The 21194-nt window shown below is 72.4% G+C and carries 21 protein-coding genes; 14 read left to right on the top strand and 7 right to left on the bottom strand.

Annotated elements, in window-relative coordinates:
- A partial coding sequence (locus tag GSF22_RS04740; RefSeq protein WP_244366184.1) for a Wzz/FepE/Etk N-terminal domain-containing protein occupies positions 1-1488 on the bottom strand: 1488 nt, incomplete at its 3' end.
- 441 nt (positions 1489-1929) lie between these two features.
- Here GSF22_RS04740 and GSF22_RS04735 point away from each other — a divergent pair.
- Entirely contained in the window at positions 1930-2649 is a 720-nt protein-coding gene (locus GSF22_RS04735) for a hypothetical protein (protein WP_208811498.1), read from the top strand.
- Between the two features lie 30 nt (positions 2650-2679).
- Here the strand turns inward: GSF22_RS04735 and GSF22_RS04730 are convergent, their stop codons facing one another.
- Positions 2680-3603 carry a sulfotransferase gene (locus tag GSF22_RS04730; protein WP_208811497.1) on the bottom strand — a complete coding sequence of 308 codons (924 nt, stop codon included), beginning with the start codon at positions 3601-3603 and terminating at the stop codon, positions 2680-2682.
- A 332-nt stretch (positions 3604-3935) separates the two neighbouring features.
- On the opposite strand from GSF22_RS04730, the gene GSF22_RS04725 reads away from it, so the two are divergent.
- From GSF22_RS04725 to GSF22_RS04710, 4 genes are read left to right on the top strand one after another with little or no spacing between them, the layout of a single operon-like run.
- Positions 3936-4376 carry a UDP-N-acetylglucosamine transferase subunit ALG14 gene (locus GSF22_RS04725; protein WP_244366182.1) on the top strand — a complete coding sequence of 147 codons (441 nt, stop codon included), beginning with the start codon at positions 3936-3938 and terminating at the stop codon, positions 4374-4376.
- Complete coding sequence (locus GSF22_RS04720; RefSeq protein WP_307803722.1) at positions 4373-4969, top strand: glycosyltransferase; 597 nt, start codon at positions 4373-4375, stop codon at positions 4967-4969. The genes GSF22_RS04725 and GSF22_RS04720 overlap by 4 nt, the downstream gene beginning before the upstream one ends.
- Positions 4957-5928, top strand: a complete 972-nt coding sequence (locus GSF22_RS04715) for a sulfotransferase family protein (RefSeq protein WP_208811494.1) — start codon at positions 4957-4959, stop codon at positions 5926-5928. The genes GSF22_RS04720 and GSF22_RS04715 overlap by 13 nt, the downstream gene beginning before the upstream one ends.
- A 2-nt stretch (positions 5929-5930) precedes the next feature.
- Positions 5931-6848: a glycosyltransferase family 2 protein gene (locus GSF22_RS04710; RefSeq protein ID WP_208811503.1), complete on the top strand. Its 918-nt coding sequence runs from the start codon at positions 5931-5933 to the stop codon at positions 6846-6848.
- A 57-nt stretch (positions 6849-6905) separates the two neighbouring features.
- Here the strand turns inward: GSF22_RS04710 and GSF22_RS04705 are convergent, their stop codons facing one another.
- Complete coding sequence (locus GSF22_RS04705) at positions 6906-8069, bottom strand: hypothetical protein (RefSeq protein ID WP_208811493.1); 1164 nt, start codon at positions 8067-8069, stop codon at positions 6906-6908.
- A gap of 16 nt (positions 8070-8085) precedes the next feature.
- Entirely contained in the window at positions 8086-8904 is an 819-nt protein-coding gene (locus GSF22_RS04700) for a 3'(2'),5'-bisphosphate nucleotidase CysQ (RefSeq protein ID WP_439957741.1), read from the bottom strand.
- Between the two features lie 194 nt (positions 8905-9098).
- Here GSF22_RS04700 and GSF22_RS04695 point away from each other — a divergent pair, with 194 nt between their 5' ends.
- Complete coding sequence (locus GSF22_RS04695; RefSeq protein WP_208811492.1) at positions 9099-10196, top strand: aminotransferase-like domain-containing protein; 1098 nt, start codon at positions 9099-9101, stop codon at positions 10194-10196.
- A gap of 343 nt (positions 10197-10539) precedes the next feature.
- On the top strand, positions 10540-11694 hold the full coding sequence (gene corA / locus GSF22_RS04690; RefSeq protein WP_208811491.1) for a magnesium/cobalt transporter CorA: 1155 nt from the start codon (positions 10540-10542) through the stop codon (positions 11692-11694).
- A 94-nt stretch (positions 11695-11788) separates the two neighbouring features.
- On the opposite strand, the gene GSF22_RS04685 is transcribed toward corA, so the two are convergent.
- Complete coding sequence (locus GSF22_RS04685) at positions 11789-12424, bottom strand: hypothetical protein (RefSeq protein WP_208811490.1); 636 nt, start codon at positions 12422-12424, stop codon at positions 11789-11791.
- A 117-nt stretch (positions 12425-12541) separates the two neighbouring features.
- Here GSF22_RS04685 and GSF22_RS04680 point away from each other — a divergent pair, with 117 nt between their 5' ends.
- The gene (locus GSF22_RS04680) at positions 12542-13072 is read left to right on the top strand and encodes a peptidylprolyl isomerase (RefSeq protein ID WP_208811489.1); all 531 of its coding nucleotides are present in this window, start codon (positions 12542-12544) and stop codon (positions 13070-13072) included.
- 74 nt (positions 13073-13146) lie between these two features.
- Positions 13147-14058 carry a rhomboid family intramembrane serine protease gene (locus GSF22_RS04675; RefSeq protein ID WP_208811488.1) on the top strand — a complete coding sequence of 304 codons (912 nt, stop codon included), beginning with the start codon at positions 13147-13149 and terminating at the stop codon, positions 14056-14058.
- Here GSF22_RS04675 and GSF22_RS04670 read toward each other — a convergent pair.
- Positions 14047-14487, bottom strand: coding sequence for a PH domain-containing protein (locus GSF22_RS04670; protein ID WP_307803720.1), 441 nt, complete (start codon positions 14485-14487; stop codon positions 14047-14049). The two genes, GSF22_RS04675 and GSF22_RS04670, sit on opposite strands and share 12 nt — an antisense overlap.
- Positions 14488-14649: 162 nt before the next feature.
- Here GSF22_RS04670 and GSF22_RS04665 point away from each other — a divergent pair, with 162 nt between their 5' ends.
- From GSF22_RS04665 to GSF22_RS04645, 5 genes are all read left to right on the top strand, one after another.
- Positions 14650-15822 (top strand): acetyl-CoA C-acyltransferase, encoded by a 1173-nt coding sequence (locus tag GSF22_RS04665; protein WP_208811486.1) that lies wholly within the window; start codon positions 14650-14652, stop codon positions 15820-15822.
- 60 nt (positions 15823-15882) lie between these two features.
- On the top strand, positions 15883-16365 hold the full coding sequence (locus GSF22_RS04660) for a hypothetical protein (RefSeq protein ID WP_208811485.1): 483 nt from the start codon (positions 15883-15885) through the stop codon (positions 16363-16365).
- A 52-nt stretch (positions 16366-16417) separates the two neighbouring features.
- Entirely contained in the window at positions 16418-17113 is a 696-nt protein-coding gene (locus GSF22_RS04655; RefSeq protein WP_208811484.1) for a response regulator transcription factor, read from the top strand.
- Positions 17106-18581 carry a sensor histidine kinase gene (locus GSF22_RS04650; RefSeq protein ID WP_208811483.1) on the top strand — a complete coding sequence of 492 codons (1476 nt, stop codon included), beginning with the start codon at positions 17106-17108 and terminating at the stop codon, positions 18579-18581. The genes GSF22_RS04655 and GSF22_RS04650 overlap by 8 nt, the downstream gene beginning before the upstream one ends.
- Positions 18582-18706: 125 nt before the next feature.
- A complete protein-coding gene (locus tag GSF22_RS04645) occupies positions 18707-19288 on the top strand; it encodes a hypothetical protein (protein WP_208811482.1) in 582 nt (193 codons plus the stop codon).
- A 67-nt stretch (positions 19289-19355) separates the two neighbouring features.
- On the opposite strand, the gene GSF22_RS04640 is transcribed toward GSF22_RS04645, so the two are convergent.
- The gene (locus tag GSF22_RS04640) at positions 19356-20963 is read right to left on the bottom strand and encodes a ricin-type beta-trefoil lectin domain protein (protein ID WP_208811481.1); all 1608 of its coding nucleotides are present in this window, start codon (positions 20961-20963) and stop codon (positions 19356-19358) included.
- Between the last annotated feature and the right edge of the window lie 231 nt (positions 20964-21194).

Here is a 21194-nt window from a genome sequence, read left to right as displayed (position 1 = left end):
GGGTGCCGCCGGGCGGGACTCGGCGGCGGCGCCCGGACCGCTGTCCGCGAGCCGGGGGGCCAGCACCGCGCCCAGGACCGGGGCGTCCACCTGCTCGAACTGGCGGAGCGCGGCGGTGATCTCGCTGCTGCGGGTCCGGCCGCTCTCGACCACCAGGATCACCGCGTCCACGTGCCGGGCCAGGGCCTGGGCCTCCACGGCGACGGTCGGCGGTGCGGTCTCGATCAGCACGTGGTCGAAGCGCCCGGCCAGCTCGGCGAGAACCTCCAGCAGCCCGGCGACCGGCAGTTCCGCCTCGGCGTCCAGGTCACCGGGGAGGAGCACCCGCAGCTGGCCGAGCCCTGGCGCCGGGACCAGCGCGGTGAGGGCGCTGACGTCCCGCCGGAGCACGTCGGCCAGGGTGTGCCGGGCCTTGACACCGCCCAGCATCGCGGCGAGCGGGGAGTTGGCCTTGGTGGTCACCACGGCGACCTGCTGACCGGTACGGGCGAACGCGGCGGCCAGGTTGCCGGCGACGAAGCCCGCCGTCGGGCCGCCGGAGGCGCCGGTGAGCAGCAGTTGCCGGCCGCGCCCGGGCTGCGGCTCGGGCAGGGTGGAGAGCAGCACGTTGCGCAGCCGCCCCAGCTCACGGGAGACCTGGTGGGCCGGGGGCAGCACGGTCCTCGGCGGGGTCCGGGCCGGCAGCTCCAGCAGGACGGGCAGGCCGAGCCGGCCGGCGATGTCCCGGCTGCGCCGGACCCGGGTGTCGAGCCGGTCGATGACCAGGGCCAGCACGATGCCGAGGAGTAGGCCGGCGCCCATGCCGCTGGCCAGGTTGAGCGTCTGGTTGGGCGAGCTGGGCTTCCGGGGCAGCGGTGCGTCGGAGATGATCTCGCCGGGGTTGAGCGACGAGGTGACCAGCGGGCTGAGCCGGCTGTTGAGGGTGGCGAGCTGGTTGGTCAGTACGCTGCGGTCCGCCTCGGCCCGGGCCCGCTCGGCCGAGTTGGCCGGCGCCGCCGCGATCCGACCGGCGACCGTGGCGAGCTGCTTCTGGACCTCGCCGATCTGCTGCTGGATCGCCGTGGTCTCGCCCTCCAGCGCCTTGGTCGCGGTGGCCAGCCGCAGGTCGAGGTACGCCTGCGCGAAGGAGTGCGAACCGGCCTGGGCGGACTCGGGGGTGGCGGCCGAGTAGGTCACCTGGAGGACCTGGCTGTTCGGTGGGACGGTGACGGTCAGCGTCCGGACCAGATCCTCGGCGGGGATGTCGGTCTTGATCAGGGCGCGGGCCCGCTCGGCGACCACCAGTGAGCGGACCACCTGGGCCTCGGTGTCCAGGTTGACCTTGGCGGTCGGGTTGGCGTCCGGGCCGAGCTGGCGGACCAGGAGCGAGGTGGTCGAGGTGTAGGTGCGGGTCTGCAACTGGGTCACCAGCAGACCGGCGCCCACGCCGAGGAGGGCAGCCAACGCCAGGATCCACCACCGGCGACGCAGCCAATCGAGGTAGGTCATCAGGGTGGGGCCGTCTGAGTCGTGCAGATCGGCGAGGTGAGGCGAGGGCATGAGGGTGTGTCGCTCCCTTTCGACCGAACCGACCAGCCGGTGGCGCACACGTCCCCGACCGAACCCCCAGTCTCCCTGATCGGGGCGAAGAGGGGAAGTCGCCTCACGTCCGCCGGCCCCGGCGCTGTCGTCACCGATTCTCCGCAGGTGGCGGCCGGGGAGATAATGCGGGACGTGCGCTTCTGCTACCACATCCAGAGTCACCGTTCGCCGGAGCAACTGACCCGGCTCATTCACGCCGTCAAAAGGTACAGCCCGGACAGCCTGGTGCACGTGAGTCACGACGTGAACGGCGCCGCTCTGGATATGGCCGAACTGCGTTCGCTACCCAACGTGGTGGTGCAGTTGCATGAAGGCGGATATGGCGATTTCAGCCATGTGGATCGCTACATGGCTGCCGTTGATTGGCTGAACGGCGAAGGAATACCAGTCGACTGGTTGGTCAATATCACCGGTCAGGACTATCCGCTCCGGCCGTTGGATCAATCCGAGGCCGAATTGGTCGACTCCGGCGCGGACGGATTCATGGAGTACTGGGACGCCCTCGGCCCGCAGAGCCACTGGCCGCGGAGCCGGGTCCGGTCGCGCTACTACTTCCAGCACCGCCGGCTGGTCGGGCTCAGCCCCCGGGCCAAGCGGATGCTCCGCCCGATCCAGGCGGTGAACCGGGTGCAGCCGCTGGTCCGGCTGCACGTCTCCTACGGCCTGGCGGTCGGCCGTCGGGCCCGCACCCCGTTCGGGCCGGACCTGCGCCTGCACGGCGGCTCCGCCTTCGCTTCGCTGAGCTGGCCGGTGGTCGCCTACCTGCGGGAGTACTTCGACCGACGGCCCGACGTGGTGGCCTACTTCCGGCGCTGCCTCTCCCCGGTCGAGGCGGTCTTCCAGACCATCGTGTGCAGCAGCGGACAGTTCAACCTGGTACCCGACTGCAAGCGCTACTTCGACTTCCGGGGCAGCCAGTTCAACCACCCGAAGTCGCTCACCGCCGAGGACCTGCCGAGGGCGCTGGCCAGTGGGGCGCACTTCGCCCGCAAGTTCGACTACGAGCGGCACCCGGAGCTGCTGGACCTGCTCGACGCGCACCTGGCGGCAGCCGCCCGGCAGGAGTGAGCACCGGCGCGTCCGGCCGGACGCGCCCGGTCAGCGGTAGTCGTACCGGGTACGCAGCGGCCAGGTCAGCGCGGCGACCATCCGCTGCCGGGCCGGCGCGTACTCCCGCCGCCACTTCTCGTCCAGCGACAGGGTGATCGGGCCGCTGCGCATCCGGATCCGGCCGCCGGCCACCGCGTGCGACCCGGCCTGGGTGAACTCGTTGCCGTGCAGGAAGTCCAGCGGGTCCACCGTGCCGGTGACGTCGGCGGTCAGCGCCGCGATCCGGCCCAGCTCGGCGCGCGGGTCCCGGACCAGGTCCTCGTACCGGACCACCACCCGGGGCACCCCGCGCCGGGCCAGGGCCGAGATCATCGTGTTCACGGTGACCCAGCGGCGGGCGGTCAACCGGGCCGACCGCTGGTTCATCCGGCCCTTCGTCGAGGTGCCCTCGGGCAGCTCCACCACCTGGCTCCAGGAGTACGCCACCCCGCGCGGGTCCCGCAGCACGTGCACCATCCGCAGGTCGATCTCCGGTGCCTGGGCCAGGATGTAGGCGAGCGACGGGCGCTTGGTGGAGTCGACCACCACCCGGGCCCCGGACACGTCGGCGATCGCCCGGTACAGCCGGGTGAGCAGGTCGGTGTAGCTGGCCAGGTCACGCCGGAACCCGGCGGACATCGACGGGTTCAGGATCAACGGCAGCCGGGCGGTTGCGTCCACCCGGCGCTGGAGGGCCCGGATGTCGGCGACGTCGAGGCTGGACCACCCCCCGTACGCCCGCTGGCCGACCTCCGCCCAGAACGGGCACTGGTCGAAGTGCGCACCGCAGGCGCACCGGAAGTTCCGTTCGACCCCGGACTGCCACAGGTAGAAGAGTTCGCCGACGTCACAGTGCCCGACGAACTGGCCGAGCATCAGGTCGAGCAGGGTCGAACCGCTGCGTGGCATCCCGCACACGTAGAGCACCGTCACCGGCTCCCGCGTCGCGTCCGGCCGGGTTGTCGGGGAATCGTTCCCGGCGGGGGGATGCTGACCGGCCATTCGGCATTCTCCTCGTGCTGCGCGATGTCAGCGGCAGTCTAGGCATCCGGTACCAGCGACGGCGATCGGCGGAATGCTCGGAAAGGTCCGACCGGTGGGAGGGCGTCCGATTGTGAGAGCCACTTCTGTTGTCACCCCCGGTCCCGTTAGATTGTCCCCGGCGCTTCGATGATCTGTTAACCGTCCCGATGTGGACGAGTCCGGGCGCGAAATTTCGTGGGGGCGTGGGGAGAGGCGGGTCGGACGTGGGGTCAGGTGAGGTGATGCTCGTCGGATCCAGCGGTGGGCATCTGGCCCAGTTGCTGGCGCTGGAGCCGTGGTACCGCAACCGGTCCCGGTCGTGGGTGACCTTCGACACCCCGGACGCCCGCTCCCTGCTCGACGGCGAGGACGTGGTGTGGGCGTACCACCCCACCACCCGCAACGTCCGCAACCTGGTCCGCAACTTCGGGCTGGCCCTGCGCCAGCTACGGCGCCGGGACGTCGCCGCGGTGGTCACCACCGGCGCCGGGGTGGCCGTGCCGTTCGTGGCGGTGGCCCGGCTGCTCCGGATCCCCACCATCTACATCGAGGTGTACGACCGGATCGACAGTGCCACGCTCAGTGCCCGGCTCTGCCGGCCGTTCCTCTCCGCGATGCTCGTGCAGTGGGACGAGCAGCTGCGGATGTACCCGAAGGCGACCGTCGTGGGCAACCTCCTGTGACCGGCCCGATCCCCCGTCAGCGTGCCGGCGAGCCCGCGCGGCCCCTGGTGCTCGCCCTGGTCGGCACCGACGTGCACCGCTTCGACCGGTTCGTGGACTGGCTGGAACGCTGGTACGCCGCCCGGGAAGCCGGCGCCGAACCGGTCCGCCTCGTCCTCCAGTACGGCAGCAGCCGCGTCCCCCGGATCCCGGAGGCCACCGCCTTCCTCGCCCACGACCAGCTGCAACGCGCGATGGCCAAGGCCACCCTGGTGGTCTGCCACGGCGGACCGGCCACCATCACCGAGGCCCGGCGGACCAACCACCTGCCCATCGTGGTGCCGCGTGACCCGACCCACCACGAGCACGTCGACAACCACCAGCAGCTCTTCGCCCGCCGCCTGGGTGCGGCCGGCAAGGTCCGGCTCTGCGAGTCCGAGGCCGAACTGGTCGAGGCGCTCGACAAGGGCATGGCGGACCCGGGCGCGTTCACCCTCTCCACCGACCCGGACGCGCCGGACCCCCGGATCGCGGCGGTGGCGGCGGTCGGCCGGATCGTCGAGGACCTGGTCGAGCAGCGGTCCCGGCGGGCCGGTCGACGGTGGTGGCGGTGAGTGCCCGGGCCCGGGTCCTGTTCGTCGGTGGTCTCGGGCGCAGCGGCTCCACCCTGCTGGAGCTGATCCTCGCCCAGCACCCGGACGTCTGCGCCGTCGGTGAGGTCGTGCACCTGTGGGAACGTGCGCTCGGTGGCGACGAGCGGTGCGGCTGCGGGGAGCGCTTCACCGGCTGCGACTTCTGGCAGCGGGTCGGTGAGCACGCCTTCGGCGGTTGGTCCGCGCTCGACCGGGACGAGGTGCTCGCGCTCAAGGCGCAGGTCGACCGGACCCGGTTCGTACCCCGGCTGGCCCGGGGCCGGTTGCCGGAGGAGCAGTTGGCGCCGGTCCGCCGGTACGCCGACCTGTACACCCGGATCTACCGGGCCGCGGCCGAGGTCACCGGGGCGAGCCTGGTGGTCGACTCCAGCAAGCACGCCTCGCTGGCGTTCGCCCTGCGCTGGGCCGAGGACCTCGACCTGCGGGTGGTGCACCTGGTCCGGGACAGCCGGGCGGTCGCGTACTCCTGGGCCAAGCAGGTCCGCCGGCCCGAGGTGGTGGACACCGAGGCGTACATGCCCACCTTCTCCCCGTTCACCGTGAGCGGGCTGTGGACCGCGCAGAACGCCGCCTTCCACCTGCTGGCCAGTCGCGCGCCGGTGCTCCGGCTGCGCTACGAGGACTTCACCGCCGACCCGCGCGGCACGGTCCGTCGGGTCCGGGTCTTCGCCGGGCTCGACGACACCCCCGACGCGCTGCGGGTCCTGGACGACCCGCCCGTACCACCCCGACCCTTCCACAGCATCGCCGGCAACCCGCTCCGGTTCAGCAGCGGCCCGCTGCGGGTACGCCAGGACAACGCCTGGCAGGCGGCACTCCCGCCGCAGAGCCGGGCGGTGGTCAGCGCCGCCACGTGGCCGCTGCGACTGCGTTACGGCTATGTCGGCCGGCGACGCCCCGACCCCCGAGAGGCACCGTGACCGTGACCAACCTGCCCAGCGTCACCGCCGTGGTGCCCACCCGGGACCGGCCGGAACTGCTCCGCGCCGCGCTCGACGCGATCCTGTCCCAGGAGTACGCCGGCCGGGTGGACGTGGTGGTCGTCTACGACCAGTCCACGCCGGATCTGACCCTGGAGCTGGACACCCCCGAGCGGGGCGTACGGGTCATCACCAACACCCGTACCCCGGGTCTGGCCGGTGCCCGCAACACCGGCATCCTGGCGGCCACCGGTGACCTGGTGGCGTTCTGCGACGACGACGACGAATGGCTGCCGGGCAAGCTGGCCGCCCAGGTGGCGGCGTTGACCGCCGAGCCGGAGGGCGAGTTCGTCAGCTGCGGCATCCGGGTCAGCTACGACGACCGCAACGTCGACCGGGTGCTGCCCCGTACCCGGGTGCCGCTGTCCGCGCTGCTGCGCGACCGGCACACCGAGCTGCACCCGTCGACCTTCCTGATCCGACGCGGGCCACTGGTCGACGGGATCGGCCTGGTGGACGAGGAGATCCCCGGCAGCTACGCGGAGGACTACGAGTTCCTGCTGCGGGCGGCCCGACGGGTCCCGCTGGTCAACCTGACCGTGCCGTACGTCGTGGTCCGCTGGCACAAGCGGTCCTACTTCGCGCAGCGCTGGGAGACCATCTCGACCGCGTTGCAGTGGCTGCTCGGCCGGTACCCGGAGTTCGCCACCGTGCCGCACGGGGAGGCCCGGGTCGCCGGTCAGATCGCCTTCGCCCAGGCGGCCATGGGCAACCGGCGCGACGCGGTCCGCTGGGCCCGCCGGACCCTGGCCCGCAACCCGCGCGAGCCGAGGGCGTACCTTGCCCTGGCCGTCGCGACCCGCGCGGTGCACCCCGACCGGGTGCTGCGTACCCTGCACAAACGCGGCCGGGGCATCTGACCGTCCCGGGACCCGGTCGGGTCGTACGGCTGGCCCGGCCCGCCGACACCGGCCTGGTCAGGCGGGGGCGGCGCACCAGGACCGCCACGCCTGTTGGCTGGCGGTGTCGAGGAGCCGGAAGTCGCCCCCGCTGACCTCGTAGTCGTAGTACGCCACCCAGAGCGGCCGTTGGGTGTTGAGGTAGGCGCTCATCTCGCGGATCCAGGCGGCCCGGCCGGCCCCGCTGTCCCCGGGGATCCGTACGCTGCCCGTCTCGGCCAGGCCCCACGGCTTGCCGAGGGCCCGGGATTTGGCGATCATCGGCTCGAACACCTTGTCGGGGGCGGTGTACCGGCCGTACCGCCCGCCGCTGTTGTAGCAGTCCCAGCCGAGCACGTCGACCACGTCGCCGCCCGGGTAGTAGTCCTCGAACCGGCGGTTGGACTGCGGGTTCAGCGTCCAGCACATCAGGATCAGGGTGGCCTTCAGCCGGCTGTTGCCGGCCCGGTCGGCGAGCCCGGCGACCCGCCGCCAGGCGGACCGGAACTGGCTGGTGGTGTACGAGCCGGACTCGACGTCGTTCTCCGGTTCGTGGAAGTACGACCAGTAGACGTCGTGGTCGCGCGGTACCGACGCGAACCAGGCCGCCAGCCGGCTGTCGTGTCGGCCGGCGATCACCTCGGTGGGTGGTGCCTTGAAGGAGACCACCACGGTCCGGTTCGCCACGTCCGCCCGGCTGCCGGACCAGGACGGCGGCAACCCGGGGTAGAAGACCCGGACCATGCGCAGCGGACCGTAGGTCCGGTCGGACCGGGCCAGCCCGGCGGCGAAGCTCTCCCCGGAGCGCAGGTGGATGCTCGCCCCGGGCAGGGTCCGCCGGTTCGTCGGGAAGGTGGTGTCCCCGGCGCCGTTGCGGGCCGACGGGGACGGGCTGGCGGTGGGCGTCGGGACGCTGCCCAGGCCGGCGATCCCGCCGGGTTGACCGCCCAGCCCGCTGTGCGCGTCACCGGCACCCGGGGCGGCGCCGCCGGTGGCGGCGGCGCCGGGCGGGGCGGCCGTCGGGTCGTCGCGGCTGGTGGCGACGGCGACCGTGGTACCGAGGACGACGGCACCGGCGACCACCGGCGCCAGCCACCACCGGCTCGGCGCCCGGCGTCGCCGCCCGGCCGGCTGCTCCGGCTGCGGGGGCCGGTCGGGCTGTCGGTCGGCGGTCATCAGGCGCCGGGGCCGGTCGGCGGTCATCGGACGGGCCGGTCGGTCACTGGCACCGGGCGATCGCGGCGAGCAGCTGCTCGGCCAGCTCGGGCCGGCAGACCAGCAGGTCGGGCAGGAGCGGGTCGGTCCGGTTGTAGCGCAGCGGGGAACCGTCGATCCGGGAGGCGTGCATCCCGGCGCCCAGCGCGACGGCGACCGGGGCGGCCGAGTCCCACTCGTACTGCCCACCGGCGTGCACGTACGCGTCGACCTCGCCGGTGACCACCGCGCAGACCTTGACCCCGGCCGAGCCCATCGGCACGGCCTGCCCGCCGATCTGCTCGATCAGGGTGCTGACGAAGGCCGGGGGACGGGTGCGGCTGACCGCGATCCGGATCGGGCCGTCGACCCCGGTGGGCGTGGGCAGGCCGGTGCCGAGCACCAGCGGGGCGCCGTCCGCCCCGGTCCGCGCCGGCATGCCGACCGCACCGGCGGTGAGGCCGCCGTCCGGGCCGGCCGTCCGCTCCCAGAGTGCGACGTGCACCGCCCAGTCGGTACGGCCCTCCTCGGAGAACTCCCGGGTGCCGTCGAGCGGGTCGATGATCCAGACCCGGTCGGCGGTCAACCGGGGCGGCTGCTCGCCGGAGGACCAGGCCTGCCGGGAGTCGGCGTGCTCCTCGGAGAGCACCGCGTCCTCGGGGCGCCAGCGGGCCAGCTCGGCGACCATCAGGTCGTGGGACGCCTTGTCACCGGCGTTCTTCAGGGCTGCCGGGTCGGCGAAGCCCTGGCTCGCCCGCAGCCCGGTCAGTGCCGCACCCGCACGGGTGGCCAGCCACTCCGCGAAGGCCTGGTCGTCCAGCTGCCCGGTCCGGTCCTCGTCCACTTCGCCTCACCATCTCGACTGTGCCGGCAACGGCCTGCAATCCTTCGATCACTGACCGGACCACACTAGGGTGCGGTCCGCTACCCGACAACCAGAGTCCGGTTCGGCTTTCTGTCGTACCGGCCGATGCCCGCATGTTGAACATCGCGTGGATGGCCGGTTGAGCAGCCAGGGCAGGCCCTAGGCTCTTCGGCATGACTGCCGCGCAGCTGATCTCCTTCGCCCGTGGGGCGCCGTCACTGGACATCGTCGACATCGAGGGGCTCAAGGCCGCCGCCGTCCGCGCGTTCGACGCCGACCCGGCCGGTGTGACCGCCTACGGCACCTCCGTCGGATACCCGCCGCTCCGCGAGTGGATCGCCGCGAAGCACGGCGTACGTCCGGAGCAGGTGCTGGTGACGAACGGGTCGTTGCAGGCCGACGCGTTCCTCTTCGACCACCTGGTGTCGGCCGGTGACCAGGTGGTGGTGGAACGCCCGACGTACGACCGGACCCTGCTCAACCTGCAACGGCAGGGCAGTGAGCTGCACGCGGTGTCGATCCAGCCGGACGGTCTGGACACCGCCGAGCTGCGCAAGCTGCTGGAGTCCGGGGTACGCCCCAAGCTGGCGCACATCATTCCGAACTACCAGAACCCGGCCGGGGTCACCCTCTCCCTGGAGAAGCGGCACGAGCTGCTCGACCTGGCCGCCGAGTACGGCTTCACGATCTTCGAGGACGACCCGTACGCGGACATCCGGTTCCGGGGCGAGCCGCTGCCGTCGATGCTCTCCCTGGACACCCGGGGTGTCGTGGTGCACGCGTCCAGCTTCACCAAGACCGTCTGCCCCGGGGTCCGGGTCGGCTACCTGGTGGGGCCGGAGCAGTTGATCGCCGACATCGCCAAGCGGGCGACGAACCTCTACATCTCCCCGGGCATGGTCTCCGAGGCGATCGTCCACCAGTTCTGCGTCTCCGGTGACATCGAACGGTCGATCCGTACCGTCTCGGCCGCGCTCGGTGAGCGCGCCCGGCTGCTCGCCGAGTCGCTGCGCCGGCACATTCCGGAGGCCCGGTTCGTCGAGCCGGACGGCGGTTACTTCCTCTGGGTGGAGCTGCCGTCGGACGTGCACGTCGACCGGCTCGCCCCGGCCGCCGCAGAGCGTGGGGTGGCCGTGGTGAAGGGCAGCGACTTCCTCCTGGAGGGCGGTCACCACTCGATCCGGCTCGCCTTCTCCGCAGTGACCGTGGACCAGGTGGACGAGGGCGTACGGCGGCTGGCCGAGGCCGTGGAGGCCGTCCGGGGCCGGTAATTTCTGTCAGATACCTGACAGAAGGCGGTGTTGGCTGGTCCGGGGTTCACACCGGGCCGGCCAGCGGCCCACAATGCTGCGAGCGTCACTCGTGTCGGAGCCGTCCAGGCTGCGTCGACCACCATCGGTGTCCGCCCGATCCGACTGACGCGAGAGCATCACCCCCCGCCCCCAAAGGCGCCGGGTGGGCCGCCCGCACCTCACCCCCCTGACGCGGCCGGTCCACCCGGCGCCGACCCACGGCGCCGGGGAGCCGGCGCCGGCCGTCTCGACCGGCCACCCGGATCCAGCGGGCGTAACCTGCGAGGTCGGGTCGTACGGCGGCGGAGGGAGGCGGGACACCATGACCGGACAGGTGGAACGGGGCCGCGGTACCCCGAACGGTCTGGGGCGGGTCCCGCTCCCCCGGGCCTGGACCGCACCGGTCCGGGCGATGAGCCGGATCCTCAACACCGACGGCGGCCAGCAGCCGGGTGTCCCCACCCCCGACGACGAACGCAGCAGCGTGGTCGACTGTGCGCTCTACGTCGACGGTGTCCGGCAGGCCGGTGACTGGGAGTACGCCGAGGCCCTGCGGGCGGCCCGGACGACCCCGCACAGCTTCGTCTGGTTGGGCCTGCACGAGCCCACCCTGACCCAGATGGCCGGCATCGCGCAGAGCTACGGCCTGCACGAACTCGCCGTCGAGGACGCGGTCAAGGCACAGCAGCGCCCCAAGTTGGAGCGCTTCGGCGAGGTGAACTTCCTCGCCCTGCGCACCGCCCGGTACTGCGAGCACGCGGAGCTGACCGAGCACTCCGAGGTGGTGGAGACCGGGCAGGTGATGCTCTTCATCGGTCCGCAGTTCGTGATCAGCGTGCGGCACGGGGACGCCTGCCAGCTCGCCCGGGTCCGGGCCGAGTTGGAGAGCAGCAAGCAGGACCTGCTGCTGCACGGCCCCTGGGCGGTGGCGTACGCGGTGACCGACCGCGTGGTCGACCTCTACCTGGAGGTGGCCGACAAGATCGAGGACGACCTCGACGTCCTGGAGACCGAGGTCTTCGACCGGCAGAGCCACGGCCGGATCCAGCGCATCTACCAGATGAAGCGGGAACTGGTCGAGTTCAAGCGGGCCGTGGTGCCGCTGCAACGGCCGCTGATGACGCTGACCGCGCAGCTGAACCGGGACGTACCGAAGGAGGTCCGCCGGTACTTCCGGGACGTGCAGGACCACCTGACCCGTACCGTCGAGCAGGTCAACTCCTACGACGACCTGCTGAACTCGATCCTCCAGGCCCGGCTCGCCCAGGTCACCGTCGACCAGAACAACGACATGCGCAAGATCGCGGCCTGGGCGGCCATCGCAGCGGTCTGGACCGCCATCGCCGGCATCTACGGGATGAACTTCGAGGTCATGCCCGAGCTGAAGATGCGGTACGGCTATCCGGTCGTCCTCGCGCTGATGCTCACCATCTCGCTCGCGCTCTACCGCTGGTTCCGGCGCAACGGCTGGCTCTGACGTCCCGACGGCCCGGGAGCCCCGGACACGCCTGCGGCGCGGGACGACTGGAGCGTCTCCGCGCCGCAGGCGAGCGGACTGTCGGGGGAGCCGGTCAGTGCCGGGGGTTGCCCGAGGGGGTGCCGATCGTGTCGGTCTGCGCGCCGCCGACCGCCGCCCCGGCGCCCGGCTCACCGCCCTGCCCGGCCGCCTGCCGGCCAGCACCCTCGACCGTCGGTCCGTCGGGGGTACCCACCACGATGGTGTCCGTCTCCTCCCGCGCACCGACCAGCGAGCGCGACGGGTCGTACTCCTCCCACTGCTGCTGGTCCCGGCGGCGACGGACGGCCATCGCGCCGGCCACCCCGGCGACCGCACCCGCCGCGAGCAGGCCGGTACGCAGCATCGACCGACGCTTCCGGGCGGCCTGCTGCTTCTTCCTGTTCTGCATCATCATGTTCTTCGCCTTCGCCTTCCTGGCTGCTGAGCCGGCCTGGCGTGCCCCCCCCGCCGCAGCCACGGCCAGCGGCGCCAGGGCCGCCATGGTGGACGACCAGCCGGTGGTTGCGGTGTCGCGCACCCGCGCCGCCGTCGGCGAGACGGAGTCGCGGGCCGCCTGCACCCGTGGACCCACCGTCGCGCCGACCCCGTACGCGGCGTGGTTGGCCGCCCGCTTCAGGTGGCCGAGGCTCTCACCCAGCTCACTCCTGACGAGCGCGCCCTGCGACTTGCGCCGCCCGATTCCGAACACGGTCCCACCTCCTGGGTGTCGTTCCTTCGTCATCCTCCACCTTCGGATGCCTCCGCACTGCCAGATCGGGCACATGGGAGGATCCGCATGGAACTGACCAACGACTGAGGAGTACCCGTGGCCGAGGCTGTCTACGCCACCTTGCACACCAACGCCGGACCGATCCGGCTGGAGCTGTTCCCGAACCACGCGCCGAAGACGGTCCGCAACTTCGTCGAACTGGCCGAGGGGACCCGCGAGTACCGTGACCCCCGGACCGGCCAGCCGGGCAAGGGCCCGTACTACGACGGCACGATCTCGCACCGGGTGATCAGCGGCTTCATGATCCAGATGGGTGACCCGACCGGCACCGGCCGGGGCGGCCCGGGCTACCAGTTCGGTGACGAGTTCCACCCCGACCTGCGGTTCGACCGGCCGTACCTGCTGGCCATGGCGAACGCCGGACCGGGCACCAACGGCTCGCAGTTCTTCATCACCGTCGGCCCGACCCCGCACCTGAACAACCGGCACACCATCTTCGGTCAGGTCGCCGACGAGGACTCGGCCAAGGTCGTGGACTCCATCGCGAACACCCCGACCGGCCCGAACGACCGGCCGTTGCAGGACGTGGTCATCGAGCGCGTCGAGATCGAGCGCACCCAGGGCTGACCCGTTCCGCGAGGTACCTTTGCTCGCATGAGTGAGCGTCCCGGTCGGTCGGAGCCGCAGCGTGGGGTGGCGGCGTGAGCGATTCCCCGCCCACCACCCCGGTCTGCTACCGGCACCCCGACCGGGAGACGTACGTCACGTGTACCCGCTGCGACCGGCCGATCTGTCCGGACTGCATGCGCGACGCCTCGGTCGGCCACCAGTGCCCCGAGTGCGTCGCCGAGGGACGACGCTCCGTCCGGCCGACGCGCACCGTCTTCGGTGGCGGTGCCGTCGGCCGGCAGGGGTACGTCACCACGGCGCTGATCGCCCTGAACGTGGTGACGATGCTGCTCTCCATCGCCTCGGACCGGGGCGGCGACTCGGCGGCCGGTGGCTCCGGTTTCGGCGGCCTGATGGGCGGCAGCACCCCGCTGACCGAGTGGGGGGCCGTCATCGGCCTGGCCCGCTTCCCGGACTTCACCGTGCACGGGGTCGCCGAGGGTGAGTGGTACCGGCTGCTCACCGCGATGTTCCTGCACTACGGCGTGGTGCACCTGCTGCTGAACATGTGGGCGCTGTGGGTGCTCGGCCGGTCGCTGGAGGCCACCCTCGGCCCGGCGCGCTTCCTCGGGCTCTACCTCGTCGCCGGCTTCGGCGGCAACGTCGCCGCCTACGTCTTCAGCGCCCCGAACGCCGCGACCGCCGGTGCCTCCACCGCGATCTTCGGGATGTTCGCCGGGCTCTTCGTGATCATGCGACGGCTCGGCCGGGACACCTCGCAGGTCATCCCGATCCTGGTCGTCAACCTGGTCTTCACCTTCGCCGTGCCGGGCATCTCCATCGCCGGGCACCTCGGCGGTCTGGTCACCGGCGCGGCGATGGCCCTGGTCCTGGCGTACGCGCCCCGGGCCAACCGGTCGCTGGTGCAGCTCGCCGGTGGGGCACTGATCGTGGTGGCGTTGGCCGGGCTGGTCCTGGTCCGCTCGGCGGCGCTACTCGGCTGACCGGTCCCGGACCGCCCGCAGGGTGTCGGCGACCTCGGCCGGACCGGCCCCCAGGTCGTACCGGCCGAACAGGTACAGCGCGTCACCCGCGTCGATCTCCAGGATCTCGGTACGCAGTCCGCGCCGGGGCCGGGCGTCCACGGTGATCCGTTCGATCGCCGCCCACGTCAGCCGGCGGCGACCGGCGAAGCCCCGGATCACCGTCACCCCGCCCGGGTCCACCGCGAGCCGGACCGGTGCCACCAGGTCGCGGACCGCCCAGCCGGCCAACCCGGCGGCGACCAGCACGGCCAGCCCCGGCCGGACCGGGTCCCCGGCGGCGAGGAGCAGGCCGGCCGCCACCAGCAGTACGCCACCGGCCAGCTTGAGCACCGGCAGTCCGATCGGTACCCGCCAACTCGTCGACGGTTCGGTGGTCGGCTCGTTCACCGCACCAGCATGACAGCGCGGTGCCGCAGTGCCCATCGGAGTCGGGATCGACCGGTGTCGGGTCCGGGCACCCGTTGCGGCCCACCGCGACGTAGGATCGGGGAAGCTCAAGTTACCGGGGAGTAGACCTCGCCGGGTGGCGCGGATTGCCGGGGAGTACGAATGAGTGACGCGGTCATCGTCGGCGCGGTACGGACCCCGGTGGGGCGGCGCAAGGGCGGGCTGGCCGGGGTGCACCCGGTCGACCTCTCCGCCCACGTGCTGCGCGCCCTCGCCGAACGGACCGGCATCGACCCGGCCACCGTCGACGACGTGGTCTGGGGCTGTGTCTCCCAGGTCGGCGACCAGGCGTGGAACGTCGCCCGCAACGCCGTGCTCGCCGCCGGCTGGCCCGAGACGGTCCCCGGTACGACCCTGGACCGGCAGTGCGGCTCCAGCCAGCAGGCCCTGCACTTCGCTGCGGCGACGGTGCTCGCCGGGCAGGCCGACCTGGTGGTCGCCGGGGGTGTGGAGTCGATGACCCGGGTGCCGATGGGGGCCGCCGGTACCGGTGGCCTGCCCTACGGTGACCAGGTCCGGGACCGCTACCGGGGGGTCGAGGGCTTCGCCGCCGACCAGCCGGTCCCGTTCAACCAGGGCGTCGGCGCGGAACTGATCGCCGAGCGCTGGCGGTTGTCCCGCACCCAGCTCGACGAGTACGCCCTGGCCAGTCACGAGAAGGCCGCCGCCGCGCAGGACGCCGGGGCTTTCGAGGTGGAGATCACGCCCGTGCCGTTGGCCGACGGCGGGAAGCTGACCGCCGACGAGGGCATCCGGCGCGACACCTCCCTGGCGAAGCTCGCCGAACTGGCCACCCCGTTCCGGGCCGACGGCGTGGTCACCGCCGGCTCCGCGTCGCAGATCTCCGACGGTGCCGCCGCGCTCGCCGTCACCACCGCCGAGTGGGCCCGCCGGCACGGGTTGCGTCCGCTGGCCCGGATCCACACTGCGGTGGTCGCCGCCGACGATCCGGTGGTCATGCTCACCGCACCCATCCCGGCCACCGCGAAGGCGTTGCGTCGCGCCGGGCTGGGCATCGAGGAGATCGGGGTGTACGAGGTGAACGAGGCGTTCGCCCCGGTCCCGCTCGCCTGGCTGGCCGAGACCGAGGCCGACCCGGAGCGGCTGAACCCCCGGGGTGGGGCGATCGCCCTGGGGCACCCGCTCGGCGGCTCCGGTGCCCGGATCATGACCACCATGCTCCAGCACATGCGGGACAACGACATCCGGTACGGCCTGCAGACCATGTGCGAGGGCGGTGGCATGGCGAACGCCACCATCGTGGAACTTCTGTAATTCCACTTTCGTCCATGCCTGCGCCACATCGATTCCCGACGACCTGTCGTTGGTCCTGGCATGGACGTCTTCGCTCGAACGTTCCTCCCCGCCGCCGCCGAGAACGGGATCGCCCTCCAGACGATCAGCCGGCACATGCCGATCTTCCGCCGCTGTGTCGGCGCGGGTGACGCCACCCTCCTGGTCACCCGCTGCACCCGCCCGGACCGCCCCGCCCACGGCGATTACCTCCTCCTGCTGACCTACCGGCGACTGGTGGTGACCCGGCAGACCAGGCTGCTGCACCGGCTCCGCCTGCACCTCAACACCGACCTGCGTCACCTGCGGGACGTCACCTGGCACCCGGACCCCCGGCTGCCGGCCATCGAGCTGGCCGCCACCGCGATCGACGGGATCCGGGAACGGTTCCTCGTCCGGGCCGGGCACCCGCAGCAGGTCTGGCAGCTCGACGCCCTGCTCACCCAGGTGTTCCGGACACCGTCGCGGGCCCATGGGGACACCACGTCGACCGGCGGGAGCCCGGTCGGCCGGTCCTTTACCTGACCCGAACACACCCGACCGCCCGCCGGCACCGCCGGTCGGCCATCATGGGCCGGTGACCGTCGACGCACCGCAGCGGGGACTCGTCCTGGTCGTCGAGGACGAGCCGGCCATCGCCGACCTGGTCCGGCTCTACCTGACCCGGGACGGGTTCGGGGTGCACGTGGAACGCGACGGGACAGCCGGTCTCGACGCCGCCCGCCGGCTCCGGCCGGTGGCCTGCGTGCTGGACATCGCGCTGCCCGGGCTGGCCGGTACCGAGATCTGCCGCCGGCTCCGGGAGGCCGGCGACTGGACCCCGGTCATCTTCCTCACCGCCCGGGACGACGAGGTCGACCGGATCGTCGGGTTGGAGATCGGTGCCGACGACTACGTCACCAAACCGTTCAGCCCCCGGGAACTGGTCGCCCGGATCCGGGCCGTGCTGCGCCGTACCGCTGGAACGCCCGACGCCGCCGACCGGGCCCGGCAGGTCGGTCCGGTCGCTCTCGACCCGGCCCGGCGCACGGTCACCGCCGCCGGGGTGCCGATCCGGCTCACCTCGACCGAGTTCGACCTGCTCGCCCACCTGATGGCCCGCCCCGGCCGGGTCTTCACCCGGGAGGAACTCCTCGCCGCCGTGTGGGGGTACCCGGCACACGCCGGCACCCGCACCGTCGACGTGCACGTCGCGCAGGTACGCGCCAAACTCGGCCCGGCGGCCGACGTGATCCGTACCCACCGGGGCGTCGGGTACGCGGCCGATGGCTGAGCCGTCGGGGTCCGGCCCGGCCCGGGGCGACCACCTGACCGTCCCGTTGCCGGTGCTCGGGGCCGGTACACCGACCACCCCGCCCCGCCGGCCGGGACGCGGGCTGACCGCCCGGGCGATCGGGGTCACCTGCGCGGTGGCCCTGGTGTCCGTGCTGGTCACCGCGATCGTGGCGGTACCACTGGTGGCCCGTGGCGTGGAGCGGCGCAGCCAGGACGCGCTCGCGGCGCAGGCCCGGCTCACCGCCGAGGTGCTGCGGTTCCGCCTCGACCGGGGACGTACCGCCGACGAGGAACGGCTCATCCAGCAGCTCCGGAACCAGGGCATCGACGCGTACCTGATCCGGCAGGGCACCCCCGACCGGGCCGGGCTGCCCGCGCCGGTCGTGCAGCGGGTGGGGCAGGGCCGCAACTTCTCCGGCCGGCGCCTGGTCGACGGGCGGCCGGCGCTGGTCGAGGCCCGGGCCCTGCGCAACGGCAGCGGGGTGGTCCTCACCAGTCCGGTCAACGACGGATTCTGGCGACAGGTGCTGACCGCGCTCTGGCTGCCGCTGCTCGCCGGACTCGCCGCCGGGATCGCGGCCGGGCTGTTGCTGGCCCGGCGGCTGGCCCGACCGATCCGTAACGCCGCGACCGCAGCGGTCCGGCTCGGCGCCGGTGACCGGGCGGTCCGGGTACCGGTCGAGGAACCGGAGGAGGTCGCCGACCTGGCCCGCGCCCTGAACGGGCTGGCCGCCGCCCTGGCCACCAGCGAGGGCCGGCAGCGGGAGTTCCTGCTGTCGGTCTCCCACGAGCTGCGTACCCCGTTGACCGCGATCCGGGGCTACGCGGAGGCACTCGCCGACGGGGTGGTCGGGCCGGACCAGGCGGCACGCACCGGGCAGACCATGCTCGCCGAGGCGGAACACCTGGACCGGCTGGTCAGCGACCTGCTGGCGCTGGCCCGGCTGGAGGCCGCTGACTTCCCCCTCGAACCGGTCCCGGTCGACCTGGGCCGGTTGGCGGCCGACGCCGCCCGGACCTGGCAGGCGCGGTGCGCCGCCGTGCAGGTGGACTTCCGCGCCGAACTGCCCGCCGGGCCGGTCGTCGCGTACACCGACCCGGGCCGGATCCGGCAGGTGGTCGACGGTCTGCTGGAGAACGCGCTGCGGGTGGTACCCCCGGACGCGCCGGTGGTGCTCGCGGTCCGCGCCGCCGGGCCCGGCCCGACGGCCGGCGGCATCGTCGAGGTGCGCGACGGCGGGCCCGGCTTCACCGACGACGACCTGTCGGTCGCCTTCGAGCGGGGCGCCCTGCACCAGCGGTACCGGGGGGTACGCAAGGTCGGCAGCGGCCTCGGCCTGGCGCTGGCCGCCGGACTGGTCCGCCGGCTCGGCGGGACGGTCACCGCCGGTCACGCCCCGGAGGGCGGCGCCCGGTTCACCGTGGTGCTGCCGCCCCCGCCCGTCCCTGGAAGCGTCCGGCAGTAGGACGGTGGAGACGCCGCAACCCCACCGGTCCCGTTTCCGGCGCTTTTACCTGATCCGAACATCGGCCTGACGCTGCGCTCGTCCACAGGCGCGACGCTGGGCCCATGCGGACAACAGGGAAACTGATGGCACGTTGGGGAGTCGTCACCACCGGGCTGCTGGCGGCGGTGGCGCTGGGCGTCAGCGGTTGTGGCGGTACGGGTGGACCCGGTGCCGGGTCCGCCGCCGGACCCGTGGTCGACGTGGTCGCCGCGCTGGGGGCCGAGGGGCAGGCGCTCGCCGCGCTGGGCTTCGACGCGGCCGACCTCGACGTCGAGCCGGTCGCTGCGCCGGCACCCTCCGCCTCGACCGGGCCCGAGCGGGGGCCCCGGGGCGAGCGGGGCGACGGCTGGCGCAAGCGGCACCAGGCGCGCGTACTGCTGCGGAAGAAGAACACGCTGCACGGCGAGGTGGTCGTACAGACCAAGGAGGGCACGAAGACCGTCGCCGTGCAACGCGGCGAGGTAACTGCGGTCGACGGGAAGTCGGTCACCGTGAAGTCCTCCGACGGGTTCACCATGACCTGGAGTTTCGGCGAGAACCTGCGGGTCGTGGAGCGGCGTACCACCATCCAGCCGAGCGCGGTCGCGGTCGGCGCGACCATCGGTGTCGCCGGCACCAAGGACGGCACCACCGCCGTGGCCCGCCTCATCCTGCTGAAGAAGTAAGGAAGGGCCCCTTCCTATCGTTTTCGGTATAGGAAGGGGCCCTTTCTAACACCTGAGCCGGGAGCGGTCAGTAGACCCGGGACCCGATGAAGTCGTCGTGGCCGTACCCGACCGGGTTGGCGAACGAGCGGGACTCGAACGACCACTGCTGCCGGGTGCTGGTGCTGCACCCGGCCAGCCGCAGTCGGGGCGTACCGAACCAGGGGTTGTCGAACTCCAGGCAGAGCGAGCTGTTGCCGGCCGGCCGGATCTGGTTGCCGGCGAAGACGAACCGCTGGTTCGGCCCGCCGTGGCAGTCGTACACGTTGACCGCCGTGCCGGAGGTCAACGAGCCGCCGGAGACGTCGAGGCAACGGTCGTGGGACAGCTCCGAGTGCAGCGACTGGCGTCCGGGGTCGTACCAGAATCCCTGGTTACGCCCACCGTGGCAGGCGTACGACTGCTGCGCGGTGTTGTTGCGGGAGTCGTACCCCTTGCCGTCGACGCAGGTCCCGGTGGCCGCGTTGCGCAACTGCCGGAACTCGAAGAGCCCCGGGTAGAGCACGCCGCTGCCGGTGCTGGCCGGGTCCACACAGGTCGCCTGCGGTTGACCCGAGTTGTAGAACTGGGTGATGCACTGGGCGAACATGCCGTGCCCACGGGCGTTCGGGTGGAACGACTGCCGGGCCGCGTTCTCGTCCCAGATGCCCAGCTCGATGTAGAGGCCGCGCACCGAGGTGTTGTCGGTGCAGACCTCGTGGCCGTGGAAGAGTCGGCTCGCGTCGAGGTACCGGGTACCGGTGTTCAGCGCCGCCCGGCGCAGCGCCGTCTCGAACATCGGTACCGCCTTGTTCCGGGCGAAAGCCGTGTCGTGCAGGTACATCAGGCAACCACCGGCGTACCAGCCGGGGAAGTCCGGGTTGTCCTCGACGTCGGGGCTGGCCGGGCTCGGGTACGACATGAAGACCAGTTCGTAGTCCGTGCGCAGGTACCCGGCGTCGGTCATGGTCCGGCGGACCGAGTTGATCGCCTCCTCGACGGCCCGCCGGCTGCCGTCGGTGCGGACCGCCCACTGGTCGGTGTAGGTCGGGTAGCAGGGACCCTGGAGCAGTACCCGCTTGAGCGTGCAGTCGGTGGCCACCGGTCCGAACTGGATGGTCCCGTCGCCGTTGGCGCCGACCACCATCCAGATCAGTTTGATCCGGGTGTTGCGTGCCTTGATCGCCAGGTTGTCGCCCTGGTTCAGTTCGTTGTGCTGGGTGGGTCCGCCGGCGACCAGGTTCCACGGGGTGGCCCCGGAGCAGGCGATGTTGTACTGCACGTCGGAGGCGATGCCGGTCCGGAACACCGCCTGGTCGTACGACCGGTCGCACCAGTTGCCGGGTTCGTGGGTACCGGGGACGTAGTTGCCGACACCCTCGCCGGAGATCTCGCTGTCGCCCATGGTGATCAGGGCGGTCTTCCGGTTCTCCAGCGGTCGGATGTCGGGGCTGCCGTAGAGCGCGGTCGCCTCGGTGGCCCGGATGCTCTCCAGGGCGGCGGGCAGCGGTTGGACGGGTGGGCGGTCGGCGGCGCTGGCGGGGGTGGTCAGCGCGGTGAGCATCGGGAGCACGAGTCCGGCGACGAGCGCCACGGCGGTACGCCGTCGTAGCGCCCGGGGAGCGTGCCGTTCCCGCTTTTCGGGGGAGCGAAGCATCGACGCACTCCTTTCCTGTCGATCGGGGGACGTCGATCGGTTTCCAGACCGTAGCCCTCCCGTCGAGATATGTGAATGCATCTCGGAAAGCTTTTCGGCCGGCAGGGCCTCCGTCGGCACGGCCTGCCGCCCCGGGCACGGGGCGCGGACGTGCCGACGTCGCGACGTGCGGACGGCGAGCGGACGTGCCGACGTCGCGACATGCGGACGGCGAGCGGACGTGTCGATGCC

The sequence above is a fragment of the Micromonospora echinofusca genome, from assembly GCF_017614955.1.
GTDB lineage: Bacteria > Actinomycetota > Actinomycetes > Mycobacteriales > Micromonosporaceae > Micromonospora > Micromonospora echinofusca_A.
Note: the sequence above shows the minus strand (reverse complement) of the source record. Positions and strands in the feature narration are given on the sequence as shown.

What these genes read in the sequence shown, in the direction of transcription:
- GSF22_RS04735 (WP_208811498.1), top strand. Translation starts at nt 1,930, where the DNA reads ATGGCTGCCGTTGATTGGCTGAACGGCGAAGGAATACCAGTCGACTGG.
- GSF22_RS04725 (WP_244366182.1), top strand. Translation starts at nt 3,936, where the DNA reads ATGCTCGTCGGATCCAGCGGTGGGCATCTGGCCCAGTTGCTGGCGCTG.
- GSF22_RS04705 (WP_208811493.1), bottom strand. Translation starts at nt 8,069, where the DNA reads ATGACCGCCGACCGGCCCCGGCGCCTGATGACCGCCGACCGACAGCCC.
- GSF22_RS04695 (WP_208811492.1), top strand. Translation starts at nt 9,099, where the DNA reads ATGACTGCCGCGCAGCTGATCTCCTTCGCCCGTGGGGCGCCGTCACTG.
- corA (WP_208811491.1), top strand. Translation starts at nt 10,540, where the DNA reads ATGACCGGACAGGTGGAACGGGGCCGCGGTACCCCGAACGGTCTGGGG.
- GSF22_RS04665 (WP_208811486.1), top strand. Translation starts at nt 14,650, where the DNA reads ATGAGTGACGCGGTCATCGTCGGCGCGGTACGGACCCCGGTGGGGCGG.
- GSF22_RS04660 (WP_208811485.1), top strand. Translation starts at nt 15,883, where the DNA reads ATGGACGTCTTCGCTCGAACGTTCCTCCCCGCCGCCGCCGAGAACGGG.
- GSF22_RS04650 (WP_208811483.1), top strand. Translation starts at nt 17,106, where the DNA reads ATGGCTGAGCCGTCGGGGTCCGGCCCGGCCCGGGGCGACCACCTGACC.
- GSF22_RS04645 (WP_208811482.1), top strand. Translation starts at nt 18,707, where the DNA reads ATGGCACGTTGGGGAGTCGTCACCACCGGGCTGCTGGCGGCGGTGGCG.
- GSF22_RS04640 (WP_208811481.1), bottom strand. Translation starts at nt 20,963, where the DNA reads ATGCTTCGCTCCCCCGAAAAGCGGGAACGGCACGCTCCCCGGGCGCTA.